Source organism: Pseudomonas sp. ArH3a, assembly GCF_022648765.1.
Taxonomy (GTDB): Bacteria; Pseudomonadota; Gammaproteobacteria; order Pseudomonadales; family Pseudomonadaceae; genus Aquipseudomonas.
In genome coordinates, this window is sequence record NZ_CP080330.1 from 3,154,333 (window position 1) to 3,170,264 (window position 15,932).

12 protein-coding genes are annotated in these 15,932 nt (G+C 60.6%); 7 read left to right on the plus strand and 5 right to left on the minus strand.

Going from position 1 to position 15,932, the window contains the following annotated elements; translation table 11 throughout:
* Window positions 1-4: 4 nt before the first annotated feature.
* Complete coding sequence (locus tag K0P33_RS14430; RefSeq protein ID WP_242155846.1) at window positions 5-334, minus strand: DUF6388 family protein; 330 nt, start codon at window positions 332-334, stop codon at window positions 5-7.
* A gap of 37 nt (window positions 335-371) precedes the next feature.
* On the minus strand, window positions 372-1,670 hold the full coding sequence (locus K0P33_RS14435; RefSeq protein WP_242156047.1) for a serine hydrolase: 1,299 nt from the start codon (window positions 1,668-1,670) through the stop codon (window positions 372-374).
* Between the two features lie 285 nt (window positions 1,671-1,955).
* Between K0P33_RS14435 and K0P33_RS14440 the strand changes: the two genes are divergently transcribed.
* On the plus strand, window positions 1,956-4,028 hold the full coding sequence (locus K0P33_RS14440; RefSeq protein ID WP_242155847.1) for an EAL domain-containing protein: 2,073 nt from the start codon (window positions 1,956-1,958) through the stop codon (window positions 4,026-4,028).
* Here K0P33_RS14440 and K0P33_RS14445 read toward each other — a convergent pair.
* The 3 genes from K0P33_RS14445 to K0P33_RS14455 are packed head-to-tail and all read right to left on the minus strand — an operon-like array spanning window position 4,025 to window position 7,311.
* Window positions 4,025-4,873: a metal-dependent hydrolase gene (locus K0P33_RS14445; protein ID WP_094951964.1), complete on the minus strand. Its 849-nt coding sequence runs from the start codon at window positions 4,871-4,873 to the stop codon at window positions 4,025-4,027. The two genes, K0P33_RS14440 and K0P33_RS14445, sit on opposite strands and share 4 nt — an antisense overlap.
* Before the next feature lie 15 nt (window positions 4,874-4,888).
* On the minus strand, window positions 4,889-5,779 hold the full coding sequence (locus K0P33_RS14450; RefSeq protein WP_242155848.1) for an SDR family NAD(P)-dependent oxidoreductase: 891 nt from the start codon (window positions 5,777-5,779) through the stop codon (window positions 4,889-4,891).
* Window positions 5,776-7,311, minus strand: a complete 1,536-nt coding sequence (locus K0P33_RS14455) for an NAD(P)/FAD-dependent oxidoreductase (protein WP_094951962.1) — start codon at window positions 7,309-7,311, stop codon at window positions 5,776-5,778. The genes K0P33_RS14450 and K0P33_RS14455 overlap by 4 nt, the downstream gene beginning before the upstream one ends.
* Window positions 7,312-7,587: 276 nt before the next feature.
* On the opposite strand from K0P33_RS14455, the gene K0P33_RS14460 reads away from it, so the two are divergent.
* The 6 genes from K0P33_RS14460 to K0P33_RS14485 all read left to right on the plus strand — a co-directional run bounded on the left by K0P33_RS14460 (window position 7,588) and on the right by K0P33_RS14485 (window position 15,711).
* On the plus strand, window positions 7,588-8,586 hold the full coding sequence (locus tag K0P33_RS14460) for an alpha/beta hydrolase (protein ID WP_094951983.1): 999 nt from the start codon (window positions 7,588-7,590) through the stop codon (window positions 8,584-8,586).
* Window positions 8,587-8,844: 258 nt separating this feature from the next.
* Window positions 8,845-10,125 carry an alkane 1-monooxygenase gene (locus K0P33_RS14465; protein ID WP_094951961.1) on the plus strand — a complete coding sequence of 427 codons (1,281 nt, stop codon included), beginning with the start codon at window positions 8,845-8,847 and terminating at the stop codon, window positions 10,123-10,125.
* A 135-nt stretch (window positions 10,126-10,260) separates the two neighbouring features.
* Entirely contained in the window at window positions 10,261-10,755 is a 495-nt protein-coding gene (praA, locus tag K0P33_RS14470) for an alkane oxidation protein activator PraA (protein WP_094951960.1), read from the plus strand.
* Window positions 10,756-10,876: 121 nt separating this feature from the next.
* Window positions 10,877-11,380, plus strand: a complete 504-nt coding sequence (gene praB / locus K0P33_RS14475; protein ID WP_083358168.1) for an alkane oxidation protein activator PraB — start codon at window positions 10,877-10,879, stop codon at window positions 11,378-11,380.
* Between the two features lie 120 nt (window positions 11,381-11,500).
* Complete coding sequence (locus tag K0P33_RS14480; RefSeq protein ID WP_094951959.1) at window positions 11,501-12,952, plus strand: outer membrane protein transport protein; 1,452 nt, start codon at window positions 11,501-11,503, stop codon at window positions 12,950-12,952.
* 233 nt (window positions 12,953-13,185) lie between these two features.
* The gene (locus K0P33_RS14485) at window positions 13,186-15,711 is read left to right on the plus strand and encodes an acyl-CoA dehydrogenase (RefSeq protein ID WP_242155849.1); all 2,526 of its coding nucleotides are present in this window, start codon (window positions 13,186-13,188) and stop codon (window positions 15,709-15,711) included.
* Window positions 15,712-15,932: the final 221 nt, after the last annotated feature.

Consider the following 15,932-nt stretch of genomic DNA (forward strand, 5'->3'; position numbering starts at 1 on the left):
TAACTCACCCAGCCAAGCCATGCAGTTGACAGTATTCAGCCCAGCTCAACCCCGCCATCTGCGCAACTTCCTTGTGCACTTCCAGGCGTTGGGCCTCGAAGGCTTCGGGGGTCTCGGCCGTCAACTTGAGGGTCAGCTCCCAGGCAAACAGGCCCTGGTGCTCAGCCTCGGCCTCGAAGGCTTCGTGCAGGCGTTCGGCACGATACTGCGCCTGGGTTTCACCCTTGGCCTGCGCGGCCAAGGGGTTGAGGGTATCGAGCTGCGTGGCCACATCCGGATGTTCGCTTAAGAACCGATCCAGGGCACGTTGGTGATTATCACCGGGTTCTGACAAGGGCTTGCTCCCGTTTAAGTGAATTGACTCAATGGGGTCATGCCCCTGGGTTTGCAATCAAGTAGCGCGCGATTGCCTCATACGCCGGCAACGTCACCCCGTCATTCGCGGCATTGGCCGCAACCGGGTGGGAGGCGAAGCGCACAATCACCATTTCGGCCGCCGGGTCGATGTAAACACTTTGGCCATGCACGCCACGGGCCATGAACGCGCCATCCGGGTTGTGGGTTACCCACCACATGTTGCGATAGCTCCAACCTTTCAATTGGCTGTAACCGGCCTGGGCAAACGCGTGCTTGTCGCCGCCTTGGCGAATGTCTTTCACCACGCTGTCGGGGACGATTTGCTCGCCGTTGACGCGGCCGTTATTGCGCAACATTTCAGCGAAGCGCGCCATGTCCCGCAGGCCTGCGTTCAAGCCGCCACCGGCGAAGGGTGTGCCGATGGAGTCGACGCTGAAATACGCGTCCTGCTCACTGCCCAGCCGGCTCCAGATGCGTTCACTGAGCAACTGTGCAACATTGCGCCCGGTAGCGCGGGCGATCACCCAGCCGAGCACGTCGGTGGTCACGGTTTTGTAGCTGAACGCATGACCATGTTCGCCGCGTGGCTTGACGGTTTGCAGGAACTCGAAGTAGTTGCGCGGCCCCATGTAGTCCTTGGGCTTGGGCAGCGGATTACCGGCTTGGAGGTACGCCCAGATCCCGGCGTTGGGGTCGGCGTAGTCTTCGCTGTAGTCAAGGCCGGTGGTCATGTCCAATACCCGCCGCAGCGTGGCGCTGCCGAATGCGGACTGGGCCAGTTCGGGCACATAGTCGGCGATCTTTTTACCCGCATCGAGGGTGCCGTCGGCCACCAGCATCGCGCCCAGTGTGCCGACTACTGATTTGGTCACGGACATGGCCGCATGTTGCCCGTCTTCCTTGAGTACCCCGAAGTAGCGCTCATACACCACGGCCCCTCGGTGCAACACCACGATACCGTCGGTGTAGGTGGCCTCCAGCGTCTGGCGCCAGGTCAGCGGTTGGTCGGCGCCGATGGGCACTATGGGCAGCGCTTCGATGCGCGGGTCAATACGCTGCGGCAGCGCCGATGCAGCACCGAGCCCCCGCGACACATTGACGGTCGGCATCAGCTGACGGAAGTTCGCCACACTCCAGCGCAAGGCCGGGAAACGAAAGTAGCTGCCATCTTCAAAACGCAGGGTTTTGTCCGGCGGCGGCGGGGCGCCGACCATCCACTTGAGGCGGGCGGGGTCACTGGCTTGGGCGTCGGGAAATTGCTCAACGCCGGCGTTGACGGCGCAGCTCGAAAAAACCAGCAGCGCGCAGCTCATGAGGGGCAGGATGGGGCGCATCGCCAAGCTCCTTGGTGTCGCAGAATGCACACGGAGCAAGGCCTGAGCTCGGGTCCGTTCGAGAGTCACGCGGCAAAGGATGGGCTAACACTCGGTAACCGACAAGCATCAACGGGCAAAATCAATTCTAAATAATTACTGACGAGCCGGTAAAAACCTTTCGCGCAGGCTATCAGGGCGTGTAGCGTTAACCAGGGTTTTCGGGCTTGCCTACCATGGGCGCAGAGGCACAGAGCGATGGGCAGAGGAACAGAGGGACGGAGCATGGCGCAAACGCTGTTCAAACTTTTCCTCACGCAACGTCTGGCTGCCTTGGCCAGCACCGAATCGTTGCGTGCCATCCGTGAAGGCTTGTTGTGGATTTTGCCGTGCCTGCTGGTGTCGGCCGGGTTCCTGATCCTTTCCGAATGCGCCAGGGTGCTGGGGGTCGATCCGCAGGTGGTGGCCTTTCTGTCTGGGCTGCACAACCAAATCAGCTCAGTGATCCCGCTGCTGGTCGCTGCCTCGATTGGTTATATGTTGGCGATCCAGCACCGCCTGCCCCAATTGCCCGTCGCGTTTTTGTGCCTGGCCCATGTGGTGGTCGCCACGTTTGTGTTGCGTGATTACCCGCGCGCTTCGGCCACCTTTGTATTGTTTATCGCCATCGCCTCGCCGCTGCTCAATGTGCCGGCGATTGCCTGGCTGCATCGGTTTCGGTGGACGCGTCTGGTCAACGAGGACCTGGTCGGCCACAACCTGCGCGGCACCATCAATATGGTGGTGCCCGGCGCCATCACCGCCTTGTTGCTGGTGGTCATTCTGTCGTTGCTGCTGCAAATCCCTTATGTGGCGCAACTGCAAGGCCCGCAGGTGCTCGACGCCTTGCAAACGCCGTATGGCAGCGGCTTGTTTGTGACCTTGATGAATTCGCTGCTGTGGTTTTTCGGCATTCACGGTGTGTACGCCATGCAGCCGTTGTTCGATGTACTCGACCAGGCGGTGGTGCTTAACGGTGCGGCCTTGGCGGCCGGTGAACCGATCAAGTACCTGCTCAACAGTGGCTTGCTGGGCAGTTTCGCGTTTATCGGTGGCTCCGGCGGGGCGTTGTGCCTGCTGGTGGCGATCCTGCTGTGCTCTAAAAGCCAGTCCATGCGTTTGCTGGCGATGGCCAGTCTGCCGCTGTCGTTGTTCAACGTCAGCGAAGTGCTGTTGTTTGGGTTGCCGATCATCCTTAACCCGCGTCTGTTCATCCCGTTTTTGCTGGTGCCGGCGCTTAACACCATGGTGGCGTTGGCGGTGGTGCAACTGGGCTGGGTCTCACCGGCGGTGGCCAGTGTGCCGTTTACCGCGCCGGTGCTGCTCAATGCCTACCTCAGCACCCATGGCGATGTGGCGGCAGTGGTGCTGCAAGTCGCGCTATTGGGCCTCGGCACGCTGGTGTACGCGCCGTACGTACGCGCGATTCACCGCCAGTCCAGCGAGGGCGGCACGGTTTACCTTAAATCGCTGGACATGACCTTCCGTGGCCTCGAAGAGAAAGGCCGCCTGTTGGCGCTGGACGCGGTGTTGGCGTCGCACAAGATCCTGGCCCAACAGGCCGTGGCGCTGAGCCGCATCCAGCAGATCAGCGACTACGAGTTCTACCTCGAATTTCAACCGCAAATCTCTACCCGCACCGGCCTGTGCACGGGGTGCGAGGCCCTGATGCGCGCGCGGGACAGCCAGGGCACGGTGCATTCACCTTGGGAGTTCCTGCAGTGGTTGGCCCAGGCGCGGTTGATGCCGGACGTGGATGTGTGGGTGGCGTCCCAGGCGGTGCGCCAGTACCAAAAGTGGCGCAAGGGGGGCTTTGCTTTGCCGATGACCATCAATGTTTCCAGCGCCACGCTGACGGACGCTGCCTACGCGGATCGCCTGGTGGAGATCCTCGCCCAGGCCCATGGCCAGGTGTCGGTGGAAATCACCGAAGACGCGCTGGTCGGCGATGTCCAGGCCACGCGCCAGACCATCCAGAAACTCCAGGCCATTGGCGCCAAGGTGTATATCGACGACTTCGGCACCGGGTTTTCCGCCTTGAGTTATCTGCACCAGTTTCCGGTGGATTTCATCAAGATCGACCGCAGCTTCGTGGTGGCCCAGCGCGACCCTAAGGGCGCCCAGGTGCTGACCGGCATGCTGCGTTTCTGCGAGGCGCTGAACCTGGGCGTGGTGGTCGAAGGCGTAGAGACCGCCGAGCAGTTGGCGTTTTTGAATACCGGCACTGAGCTGTTCATTCAGGGCTGGTTTTTCAGCAAGGCACTGCCCGGCGATCAGTTGCAGCGCTTTGTGCGCGAACGCGCGGCTGCTCAGGTTTAACCCGGCTGCGCCGCGTATTCGCGCTGGGTCTGTTCGATCTCTTCGACTAACCGATCGATCCCCGCCAAGCGCGCGCGGTTGTCGTGGTCCCAGGGGTGAAAGCCCGGTTTGAAGTAGTGCAGCCACGGCCGCAGCATGCGCGGGAACACGCCCTTGGGGCCGTACAGAAACTTGAGCATGCGCCAGAAGCCCTTCACGTGCCCGCCAGCCTTGCGGTCGGCAATCAGCAGGCGCAGGTGGAAATCCAGTACCACCAGCCAGAAGAATACGCTGGTGACGAGCATGGTGCCGGTGCGCAACAGGTAGCGCCCAGGCCCCGGCTTGATCACCGTGTTCCACACGTCAAACGCCACGGCTTTGTGTTCGGTTTCTTCCAGGGCGTGCCAGTGCCACATCTGCTGGTAGCCTTTGAGTGATTGGCCAAAACGCGAAGGGTCACTCAGCAGGATTTCCGCGAGCATCGCCGTGTAGTGCTCAAGCGCGATGGTGACCGCCAGGTTGAACGAGGGCGGCAGGTGTTTTTTCTGCAGGTCGAGGATGAATTTCAGGCGTCGGTCCAGGGTGTGCGCCGGCAGGCCCGCGGCTTGCAAATGATCGTTGTAGGCCACGTGTTCGCGGCTGTGCATGGCTTCCTGGCCGATAAACCCCTGGATCTCTTTTTTAAGCTCAGGGTCGTCGATGCGATCGCGGTAGTGGCGCACGCTGTCCATGAAAAACAGCTCGCCCTGGGGAAACAGCAGCGACAACGCGTTGAAGAAGTGCGTGATGAACGGGCCTTGTTCATGCCAGTCCTTGATGCGCTCGGCAGGCAAGGCAAAACGGATATCGCGACGGATGGGTAGCATCGTACGTGCTCCTGTTTAGAGACGAGGTTCGTCGTTGGTTTCAAACACCGGCGTGCGCTGTTTGGGCGCCATGCGCTTGCTGGCGAACACCACCAGGGCTTGATAAGCGGCGGGCAGGCAGCGGGCGAGCAGGTCGAGAAAATACGCATCGCGGCCGATCAGCACGCGGCGTTTGTTGTTGCGCACGCCTTGCAGGATGACCTTGGCGGCGCGGTCGGCGTCGGTGATGAAGAGCTTTTCGAAGTCGGCGCGGGCCTGTTGCTCGCTGTGGATCAGAAAGCCGGTCATGTTCGCGTCGATACGGCTGCTGCGGCAGATATCGGTGCGAATACCGCCGGGGTGCACGCAGGTGGCGGACACCCCGCAGCGTTGCAGGTCGAGTTCCTGGCGCAGGGATTCGGTAAAGCCGCGCACCGCAAATTTGGTCGCGTTGTAGCCGCTCATGCCAGGCTGGGCGAACAGGCCGAACACGCTGGAGGTGTTGATCACATGGCCGTCGCCGCTGGCTTTGAGGTGCGGCAAGAACGCCTTGGTGCCATGCACCACGCCCCAGAAATTGATGCCGACGATCCACTCGAGGTCGGCATAGTCCACGCCTTCGACGGTGCTCGACAGCGCCACGCCGGCGTTGTTGAAGATCAGGTTGACCTGGCCGTGATCCGCCACGCAGCGTGCCGCCCAATCCTGCATGGCCTGGCGGTCGGACACATCCAGCACCTGGGTGGTGATCGTTACCGGCGCCAGCGTCGAGGTCTTGATCAGCGCCAAGGTCTGTTCCAGCCCTTGGCTGTTCTTGTCCGCCAGGGCCAGGTGGCAACCTTCGCGGGCGAGCGCCAGTGCCAGTGCGCGACCCATGCCGGACGCCGCGCCGGTGATGGCCGCTACGCGGCCGTTGAATGACTTCATGACAGGCTGCCTTCTGCGGTGGAGTGGGGCGCCGGAACCGCGCGAGGTGTCGGCGCAGGCAGTGGGTGGGCGAGGTAGTCCTTGAGGGCGAAGTGCCGCGTGACCTGCTTGAAGCGCCAGGTCGAGCCGGGCCACAGGGTGGTGTTTTTGCCGGTGCGCGGGTCGAGGTACCAGCTCTGGCAACCGCCGGTGCTCCAGATGGTGCGCTTGAGCTTGGCTTGCAACTGCTGGTTGTAGGCCAGCTCCACGGCGGGTTTGACGTCCACGGTGGCGATGCGTTGGCGCTGCATGTGCTCAATGGCATCGAGGATGTAGGTGACTTGGGCTTCGATCATCAGAATCATCGAGTTATGCCCAAGGCCGGTGTTCGGCCCGACAATCAGGAACAGGTTCGGATAGCCCGGCACCGTGGTGCCTTTGTAGGCGTGGGCGCCATCGCGCCAGGCATCCATCAGGTCGATGCCGTCGCGGCCGATGATGCAATCGCGGGGCAGCGGGTCGGTGGCCTGGAACCCGGTGCCGAAAATCAGGCAGTCGGCCGGGTGCTTGATGCCGTCGGCGGTGATCACACCGTCAGCTTCGATGCGCAGCACCTTGTCGGTCACCACCTCGACATTGCTGCGTGACAACGCCGGGTAATAGTCATTGGAGATCAGCACGCGCTTACAGCCGATGGTGTAGTCCGGCGTCAGGGTTTTACGCAGGGAAGGGCGCGCCACTTGTTTGCGCAGGTGCCGCAGGGCGATTTTCTGCACCATCTTCATCAGCCGTGGGTGCAGGGCAAAGCCGACCACGCGGCCTTCCAGCGCCCAATAAAACGCCCCGCGCACCAGGCGCTGGGTGAAGGGCAGGTGCTTGAAGGCCCAGCGCTCAAGGCGCGAAATCTTGCGGTCGGGCTTGGGCATGATCCACGGCGGCGTGCGCTGGAACAGGTCCAGGTGCGCCACCTGCGGCGCGATCTGCGGTACGAACTGGATAGCGCTGGCGCCGGTGCCGATCACCGCCACGCGTTTGCCTTTCAATGAATAGTCATGATCCCAGTGCTGGGAGTGGAAGCTTTTGCCCTTGAAGCTGTCCAGCCCAGGAATATCCGGCAGCGCCGGGCGCGACAAGCCGCCCATGCCCGACACCAGCACCCGCGCGCTGACTTGGCGGCCATCGCTGAAGCTCAATTGCCAGCGTTGCTGCTGCTCATCAAACACTGCTCGTTGCAGGCCCATGCCGAAACGCAGGTAGGGCGCCAGCTCGAAACGCTGTGCGCATTGCTCCAGGTACGCGCGGATCTCTGCCTGGGGCGCGAACTGGCGGGTCCAGTCCGGGTTTGGTGCAAACGAAAACGAGTACACGTGGGACTGCACATCGCAAGCGCAACCCGGGTAATGGTTGTCGCGCCAGGTGCCGCCGAGGGTGGCGGCCTGTTCGGCGACAAAGAAGTCGGTGAGCCCGGCTTCCTTGAGTTTGATCGCCATGCACAGGCCGGCAAACCCTGAACCGATGATGGCGATGTCGATTGAGTCGCTGTGGGCATTCATGAGTTGTCCCTCTTGGGCATCAGATGTGCTCCTGTTTTTGTTTTGTCTTTTAGATAGAACACCATTGCAAAGGAAAAATGAATTAATTATTTTAAAAAAGATTTTAAATAATCTACCTGAAAATATCGCCTACGCTAGGACCTTGTTCCTCATGTGCGACTTGTCCGACGGACGAGCACGGGTTGCATGAAGTTTAGGTCCAAGGTGTGGACGATGGCTGAGGCCTTGATCAATACCGGTCGGGTCGCCAGCAGCAGGGAAGCAGAGGGCCGAGCTATGGCGGTTGAATGGGTTGTCGCTGCGGGCGTATTGGTGGGGGCGAGCGTGGTGTTATGGGGCTTCAGTGCCTGGATGACACGGCGCATAGAAGCCCGTGTGCCGATCAACGGGCGTTTTGTCGAGGTCGATGGCGAGCGCTTTCATTATGTAGAGGAAGGCAAGGGCCCGCCGCTGGTGATGATTCACGGGCTGATGGGCAGCAGTCGCAACTTGACGTATGCCTTGTCCGGCCAGTTGCGTGAGCATTTTCGGGTGATCACGCTGGATCGTCCGGGGTCGGGCTATTCCACGCGCCACAACGGCACGGCGGCAGACCTGCCGGGCCAGGCTCGGCAAATCGCTGCGTTTATCAAGACCCTGGACCTGGATAAACCGCTGGTGCTGGGGCATTCCCTCGGCGGGGCGCTTGCTTTAGCGCTGGCGCTTGACCATCCCCACGCGGTGTCCGGGTTGATCTTGGTGGCGCCGCTGACCCATCCCCAGCGCCTGCTGCCGCTGGTGTTCCTGTCCCTGGCGGTGCGCCCGGCGTGGTTGCGGCGCTGGGTGTCACACACGCTGACCATGCCCGTTGGCCTGCTGACCAAAGGTTCGGTCGTGAAGGGCGTGTTCGCCCCTGATGCCGCGCCGGCGGACTTCGCCACGCGCGGTGGCGGGTTGCTGGGTATGCGCCCAACCAACTTCTACGCCGCCTCCACCGAGATCAACACGGTCAACGATCACCTGCCGGACATGGTCAAGCGCTACCCGCAACTGACCCTGCCGATCGGCCTGATCTATGGCGCGCGCGACCAGGTGCTGGACTTCCAGAAGCACGGCCAGGCCCTGGCCAGCAAGGTGCCTGGGCTGAAGCTGCAGGTGGTGGAGGGCCGTGGGCATATGTTGCCGATCACCGCCACAGAGCGCGTGGTGGCGGTGGTGGAGCAGGTCGCCAAGCGCGTCAGGCCGGTAGAAAGTGCCACCGTGTTGCACCCGCCGTTTGCCCTGGCGAGTAAATAATTGTGCTACCCGACTCGCGGTTCAACGGCGTCGATGCCTGCTTTAGACACCTGACCAGATGGCTGAAAAAGAGACTGCCCGGTCACGTCAAAAAGCCTTCGAGAAACTAGTTGACGACCTAACGATTCCGCGCTATTTATTTAAAAAAATTATTTCAATGTGAAATTTGAAACGATTTTTGAAATGCCTAAGAGCGAATAAAATAATGAAAAAAACGCCTTTTATCGCATCTCCAATCTGTCTCGTTCGGAGGCTGCCATGAATCAGACTCTGGTAACTCCGACCGTCTGGGCCGACGGCAAACGTCACCTTTGGTGGCTGGGCATCATGCCCCTGGCAACCCCATTGCTTTCCGGCGCGCTGGCCATTACCACCGGCGTGCAGCAACTGTGGTGGGTTGGCGTACTGGTGATCTTTGGTTTCATCCCCTTGATCGACGGCCTGCTCGGCGAAGACGTCAGCAACCCACCCGAATCTGCCGTCAGCAACCTTGAATCGCAAAGCTATTACCGTTGGATCGTCTACACCGGCGTGCTGTTTGTGATCGCCTCCGTGGTGATCACCGGCTGGCTGGCTGCCGGCGGTATCGACTGGATCATCAACGGCGGCCTGCTCAACGCCACCGCCACCCTCGAACCATCCAGCTGGCTGGCCAAAACCGCCGCGTTTATGACCGCACGCACCGAGTTGCACGGCGAAATCACCTGGTTCACTTACCTGGGCATGGCGATGTCCACCGGTGCCGCCACCGGCATTGCGATCAACACCGCCCACGAGCTGGGGCACAAGCCCAAGGCGCTGGAAGTGTTCCTGGCCAAAGTTACGTTGGCGCCGACCTTCTACGGGCACTTCTACACCGAACACAACCGTGGCCACCACGTGCGCGTGGCCACGCCGGAAGACCCGGCCAGCTCGCGCCTGGGTGAAAGCTTCTGGGCGTTCCTGCCGCGCTCGGTGTGGTTCAGCGCCGTCTCGGCCTGGAACTTGGAGCGCGAACGCCTGCGCAAACTCGGCCTGCCGGCGTTGCACTGGAAGAACGCCGTGCTCAGCGCCTGGATGTACAGCGTGGTGTTGTGGGGCGCAATGATTGCCTGGTTGGGGGCGTCAGTGATTCCGTTCCTGATCATCCAGGGCATTTATGGGTTCTCGTTACTGGAAGTGGTCAACTACGTGGAGCACTACGGGCTTAAACGCCAGAAGTTGCCCAACGGCCGTTATGAGCGTTGCTCGCCACGGCACTCGTGGAACAGCAATCGGATCGTGACCAATATCTTTCTGTTCCAACTGCAGCGTCATTCCGATCACCATGCTAACCCCACCCGTAGTTATCAGTCGTTGCGCCACTTTGATGAGTCGCCGCAACTGCCTTATGGCTACGCGAGCATGATTGTCTGGGCCTATGTGCCGTACTTGTGGCGACGCCGCATGGACCATCGGGTACTCAATCATTACGCCGGTGATATCAGCCTGGCTAACCTTCAACCGTCACAACGTTTGAAGTACCTGGAGAAGTACAGCAACAGTGCCAGGCCGTTTTGATCTGAATTAAAAACAGGATGGGCGTACTCGGGATCTGTGTATCGCGCAGGTTTTTATCGCCCAAGGTTTAGCGGTTTAGTTGCAAGAAAGTGGTTTGACCCGAACAACAATAATTTCAAGGGAAGGACGTACATTATGCAAAGCCCTGCCAAGTTCACCGCCCATGTCGTATTGGCCGCCCTGGGCCTGATTGTCTACCACCAGGCCCAGGCCGCGCGTATAGAGCCTGCCGGCAGCGCCTTTACGGCCCAGGGGCCGATCAGCTTTTCCAAGGGCGCGCTGATCAGCGCCGACTGCACCATCAAGGTGGCTGGCAAGGTCGCGGCCGATGGTTCATCGGTGAATGTCGATAAAGTTGAATTTGACGGCGGCCTTAAGTGCAGCCGCGTCGAAGCCATCAACTTGCCTTGGGTATTAGTTGCCAAGGATACCAAGAGCGGCTCCATGTCGAAGATCAGCGTGGATGTTCATGCCTTTGGCCTGGGCGGCAAGTGCGGCCCTTCAACCGCCGACGGTACTTGGGATAACGCCACCGGCAAGTTGGAAGCCGTCAATGTGCCGATTGGCGAAGACTGCACGATCAAGACAGTGTCGATCAAGATGCCGCCGACCTTCAAAGTGGTCGAATAAACGGTGCGGTAATTGAATTGAGATTTGGCTGGGAAGGGAAGTTCTGCAGTTTCACCGTGACCTCTCGATCATGGCCATTACCCCTGGCGAAATGACTCGCCATAACATGTGAGGAAAAACAATGAAAAGCTTGAAAACTCTCGTGTCGTTGACTGCTCTGACTGTTTGCATGGGTGCTGCTTCGCTGGCCAGCGCGGCTTCGATCAGCCCGGAAGGTCCTTTTACCACCACCGCAGGCTCCATCGTCGTGCAGTCACCGTCTTCATTCGGGGGCTCTGTGACGTGCGGTATTACCTTCAGCGGTAATGTGAGTGGCGGCGTTGCCACTATCAACAATGCCGCCCTGACCGGTGGTGGCCTCTGCTCGTTGCCAACCCTCAAAAGCATCCCGTCGCCAGGCTGGAAGCTGACCGCATTGTCGGGCACTACAGGCCAGGTGGAGAACGTGGGTTACACCATCAAAAAGTCCATCGTTATCCCAGCCACCGATTGCGGCCCTTCCACCATCAGTGTGGCCTGGAACGCTGCGACTCACACCCTCACCGCGGCTAACCAGGCGCTGAGCGGCGGCTGCAACATTGTATCGCTGACCACTACTGCCGCCGGTCTGACCGTTAACCCATAAAGGGCGCGCGTCGCAGGACAAAGGGTTGATCTCCCGATGAAAGGCCGGTGTCTCGCAAGAGGTGCCGGCTGACGTGGAAACCCGGCAATACCGGGAGCGCATAATAATAAGGAGTGCCGCATGATCACTAAGAAACAACAGGCTCAAACACTGCTGGGGCTGGCATTACTGGGGGGGCTGATGACGACAGCGCCCGTGCAGGCGGGTGGTTTCTCGACGCCGACTTACGGTGCCCCTGGGTGGGGGCGGGCGTTCGGCGGCGGTTCTCTGTTCAAGAACGACCCAAGTTCTGCTTACAACAACCCGGCGGCCATGGCATTTGTTGACCAAGCCGTGGTTCAACAGACCGTCGACTATGCGCGTGTGAAGATCAAATACAGCGGCCAGGCTTACGACTACGCCGGCAACCCAGTCTCCAATACCGCCGTGATGCCCGATGCCAGCTTTGATCCGAGTACGGCAGTCGTCAACAACAATGACGGTGGCCAGGGCGGTTTCACCGCCTGGTTGCCGACCGGTTTTCTGGTCATCCCGATGGGTGACCGTTTTGCATTCGGCCTCAGTCAGGTCGTGCCACAAGGGATGCGTACCACTTGGAATGAAAACTCCAAGTTTCGCGACTTCGCCGTCGACACCAAAATCGAAACCGTCGGCTTGACGGGGTCGTTATCGTTCAAAGTGCGTGACGACTTCTCCATCGGTGGTGGCATGATCGTCCAGCGTAGCCAAGGCTTCGTCAGCCAGAACATCGATCTGTTTTCGGCTGCGTCGGTCTCTCCCGGTTTGGGCAATGGGGCGTTTCCGTCGGGCGTCGGCAGCGCGCTGATGCGCGTCAAGGTCGATAACGTCTCCGTTGGCTGGTTTACTGGCGTTGTCTGGAAACCGACTGACCAAGACTCGTTGGGCCTTAACTACCACGCCAAAATCAAAAACAAGCTGACCGGTAAATACAACATCCGGGCTGATGCGTTGAACAACGGCTTGATGACCGACGACACCGTCTTCGGTACCGGTAAGACGCTGGTCGAAACGGCGTACCCTGGGCTGAAGTTGTACCCCAACGGCGCCAATGCCAGCACTCAGCTGGATATTCCGGCGACTGCCGCGATCGACTGGGTGCACCAGTTCAACGACCGTTGGACCTTGGGTCTCAGCGCCATGTGGACGCAATGGTCGTCCTTCAAGGACCTGACACTCAAGTCCGAGGGCTCGACGATCGTTGCCATTCCTTACAACTATCGGGATGCCTGGATGTACTCCGTGGGTGGCGATTTCAAGGCCACGGATGAGCTGACCCTGCGGGCCGGTGTGGCGTATGACCAAACCCCCACGCGCAACTCCACGCGTGACCCACGTATCCCGGACGGCGATCGTTACTTTGCCTCGCTGGGTGCGGGTTACGACATCAAGGCCATTCCGGGCTTGACGCTGGATGCCGCGTATTCGCACCAGTTTGTCGAGAAGGTCAACATCAAAACCCAAAACGTTGATCGTCTTGGTGGCGGTCGACTAGACGGTACGGCTGAGTCTTCAGGCGACATCGTCAGTCTGTCTGCTACCTACAAGTTCTAAAACCATTGCGGCCCGGGCACCCAGCGCATCTAGGTGCTCGCGGCTTAACCCCCTGATTGCTGTTCAAGCAGGCTGACGCGTTCAGCCCGTTATTGTTGCGCGAAAACATTAAATAAAAATTTCAAAACATAATTTGAATTTAGCTTTTCAAGTTTGTAGTGTGGTCTTGCGCCACCGCTCATTTCGAGTGACCTGCGCATCGGCCACGCCCTGAATCAAGTAGAGGTATCCCCATGGTTATCTGGTTATTGGTGGGCTTCGCAGCAGCGATTGCCCTGGCGTATCGACAAGCCGTCGCCGCCCTGTGGTTGGGCGCTGGCCTTATCTGGCTGGCGGCGGGTTACCTGTTCAACGTGGTGGCCGGGTTTGGCGCCACCGTCGCGGCGATACTGGTGGTGTTGCCCGCGTTGCTGCTGGCGATCAAGCCCCTGCGCCGCGCGTTGTTGACCAGCAAGGCCCTGGGCCTGTTTCGTACAATCATGCCGGCCATGTCCGACACCGAACGCGCCGCGATCGAATCCGGCACCGTGTGGTGGGATGCCGAGCTGTTCAGCGGCAAACCCAACTGGGACCGCCTGCTCAAGGCCGCACCGGCCAGCCTCAGCGCTGAAGAACAAGCCTTTCTCGACAACGAGGTCGAGACCCTCTGTGACATTGCCAACGACTGGGAAACCACCCAGGTCTGGCAGGACATGTCCCCCGAAGGCTGGCAGTACACCAAGGACGCCGGGTTCCTCGGCATGATCATCCCCAAGCAGTACGGCGGCAAAGGCTTCTCCCACTATGCGCATTCGCAAGTGGTGATGAAGCTGTCGACGCGCTGCTCGGCGGCGGCGATTTCGGTGATGGTGCCCAACTCCCTGGGCCCGGCTGAACTGCTGCTGCATTACGGCACCGATGCCCAGCGCAATTACTACCTGCCGCGCCTGGCGCGGGGTGAAGACATTCCCTGCTTTGCGCTGACCAGCCCGTATGCCGGCTCCGATGCCGGGGCGATTCCCGATCTGGGCATCGTCTGCAAAGGCGTGCACGAAGGCGAGCAAGTGCTGGGTTTCAAAGTGACTTGGGACAAGCGCTATATCACCCTTGGCCCCATCGCCACGGTGCTGGGCCTGGCGTTTCGTGCCGAAGACCCGGACGGTTTGCTGGGCAAGGCGGGCTCGCTGGGGATTACCTGCGCGTTGATTCCAACGTCCCACCCAGGTGTGAACAGCGGCCGTCGTCACTGGCCGCTGAACGCCGTGTTCCAGAACGGCCCGACCACCGGCAAGGATGTGTTTATTCCGCTGGAATGGGTCATCGGCGGCCGCGAACAGGTCGGCAATGGCTGGCGCATGTTGATGGAATGCCTGGCAGCCGGGCGGGCGATTTCCTTACCCTCGGCCAACGTCGGCCTGGGCAAAGTCGCGGTGCGCGGCACCACCGCCTACGCGGCGATGCGTAAACAGTTCGGCTTGCCCATCGGCAAGTTTGAAGGCGTGCAGGCGCCATTGGCGCGCATGGCCGGGCATTTGTATGCCTGCGATGCGGTGCGCAAGGTCTCGGTGGCGTCCCTGGATGCCGGCGAAAAACCCTCGGTGATCTCGGCCATCGCCAAATACCACGTCACCGAGCGCGCGCGGATCATCGTCAACGACGGCATGGACATCGTCGCCGGCAAGGGTATCTGCATGGGGCCGAATAACTTCCTGGCCCGCGCTTACCAGCAAAGCCCGATTGCGATCACCGTGGAGGGCGCGAACATCATGACCCGTTGCCTGATCATCTTTGGTCAGGGCCTGATCCGCTGCCATCCTTATGTGTTCCGCGAGATGGAAGCCGCGCGCAACCCGGACCGGCGCAAGGCGCTGGAGGCATTCGACAGCGCGATGTTCGGCCATGTGAGCTTTGTGCTGGCCAATACCGTACGCGCGGCGGTGCATTCGCTGACGGGTGGGCGGCTGCTTTCTGCACCGGCCAAGACCGACCCGGCGCTGGCGTCCTACTACCGCCAGGCCAATCGGCTGTCGGTGGTGCTGGCGTTGATCTCGGACGTGTCCATGGGCGTACTCGGCGGTGCGCTCAAGCGTAAGGAAAGTATCACCGGGCGCCTGGGGGATATTCTGTCGCAACTGTACATCCTGTCCTGCGTGCTCAAGCGCTTTGAGGATGACGGACGGCCCCAGGCAGACCTGCCGCTGGTGCACTGGTCGGCCCAAGACGCGCTGTTGCGTGCCCATGAAGCCCTGGCCGAAGTGCTCGATAACTACCCCTCCAAAGCCGCTGCAGTCGTGGTGCGCGGTTTGAGTTTCCCGTTCGGTATTCCACTGCGTAAACCCTCGGACCGCTTGCTGGCGCAAGTGGCGGATGTGGTGCAAACCCCAGGCGAAACCCGCGACCGGTTGCTGGCCAATTCCTACATTCCACGCCCGGAAATCGACAAGCTGGCTTACGGCGAATTGGGCTTGCGCTTGTTGCCGCAGGTAGAACTGATCGAAGCGCGGCTCAAGTCGGCGGTCAAGCAAGGCCTGATCGAACCGATGCCGATTTGCGCCACGGCCTTCACCGGCTGGCGCGTCAAAGCGCGGGCGCTGGACTTGATCAGTGACGAGGAAGACAGCTTGCTGGGGCGCTATGTGGAATACGCCGACCATGGCATTCAAGTCGACGACTTCCCGCAGGATTTCGGCTTGCTCGAAGCGTTGCAGCAGCGTCAGCAAGCGCTGGAGCCCAAGGCCAAACGCCGCACCCCCCAAGGCGAAAACGCCTCGGTGAACTAGGAGAAGCGCGGTCCACCTGTGGGGGCCGGCTTGCCTGCGAAGGGATCACCTCGGTGTATCGGCAAGACCGAGTCGCCTGTATCGCAGGCAAGCCAGCTCCCACAGGTGGCGGGTTTACAAGGCAAGGCACGTGGTGTGAGTGAATACGTTTACTGAATGAACGCGTTGAATGTGGGAGCTGGCTTGCCTGCGAAGGGATCACCTCGGTGTATCGGCAAGAC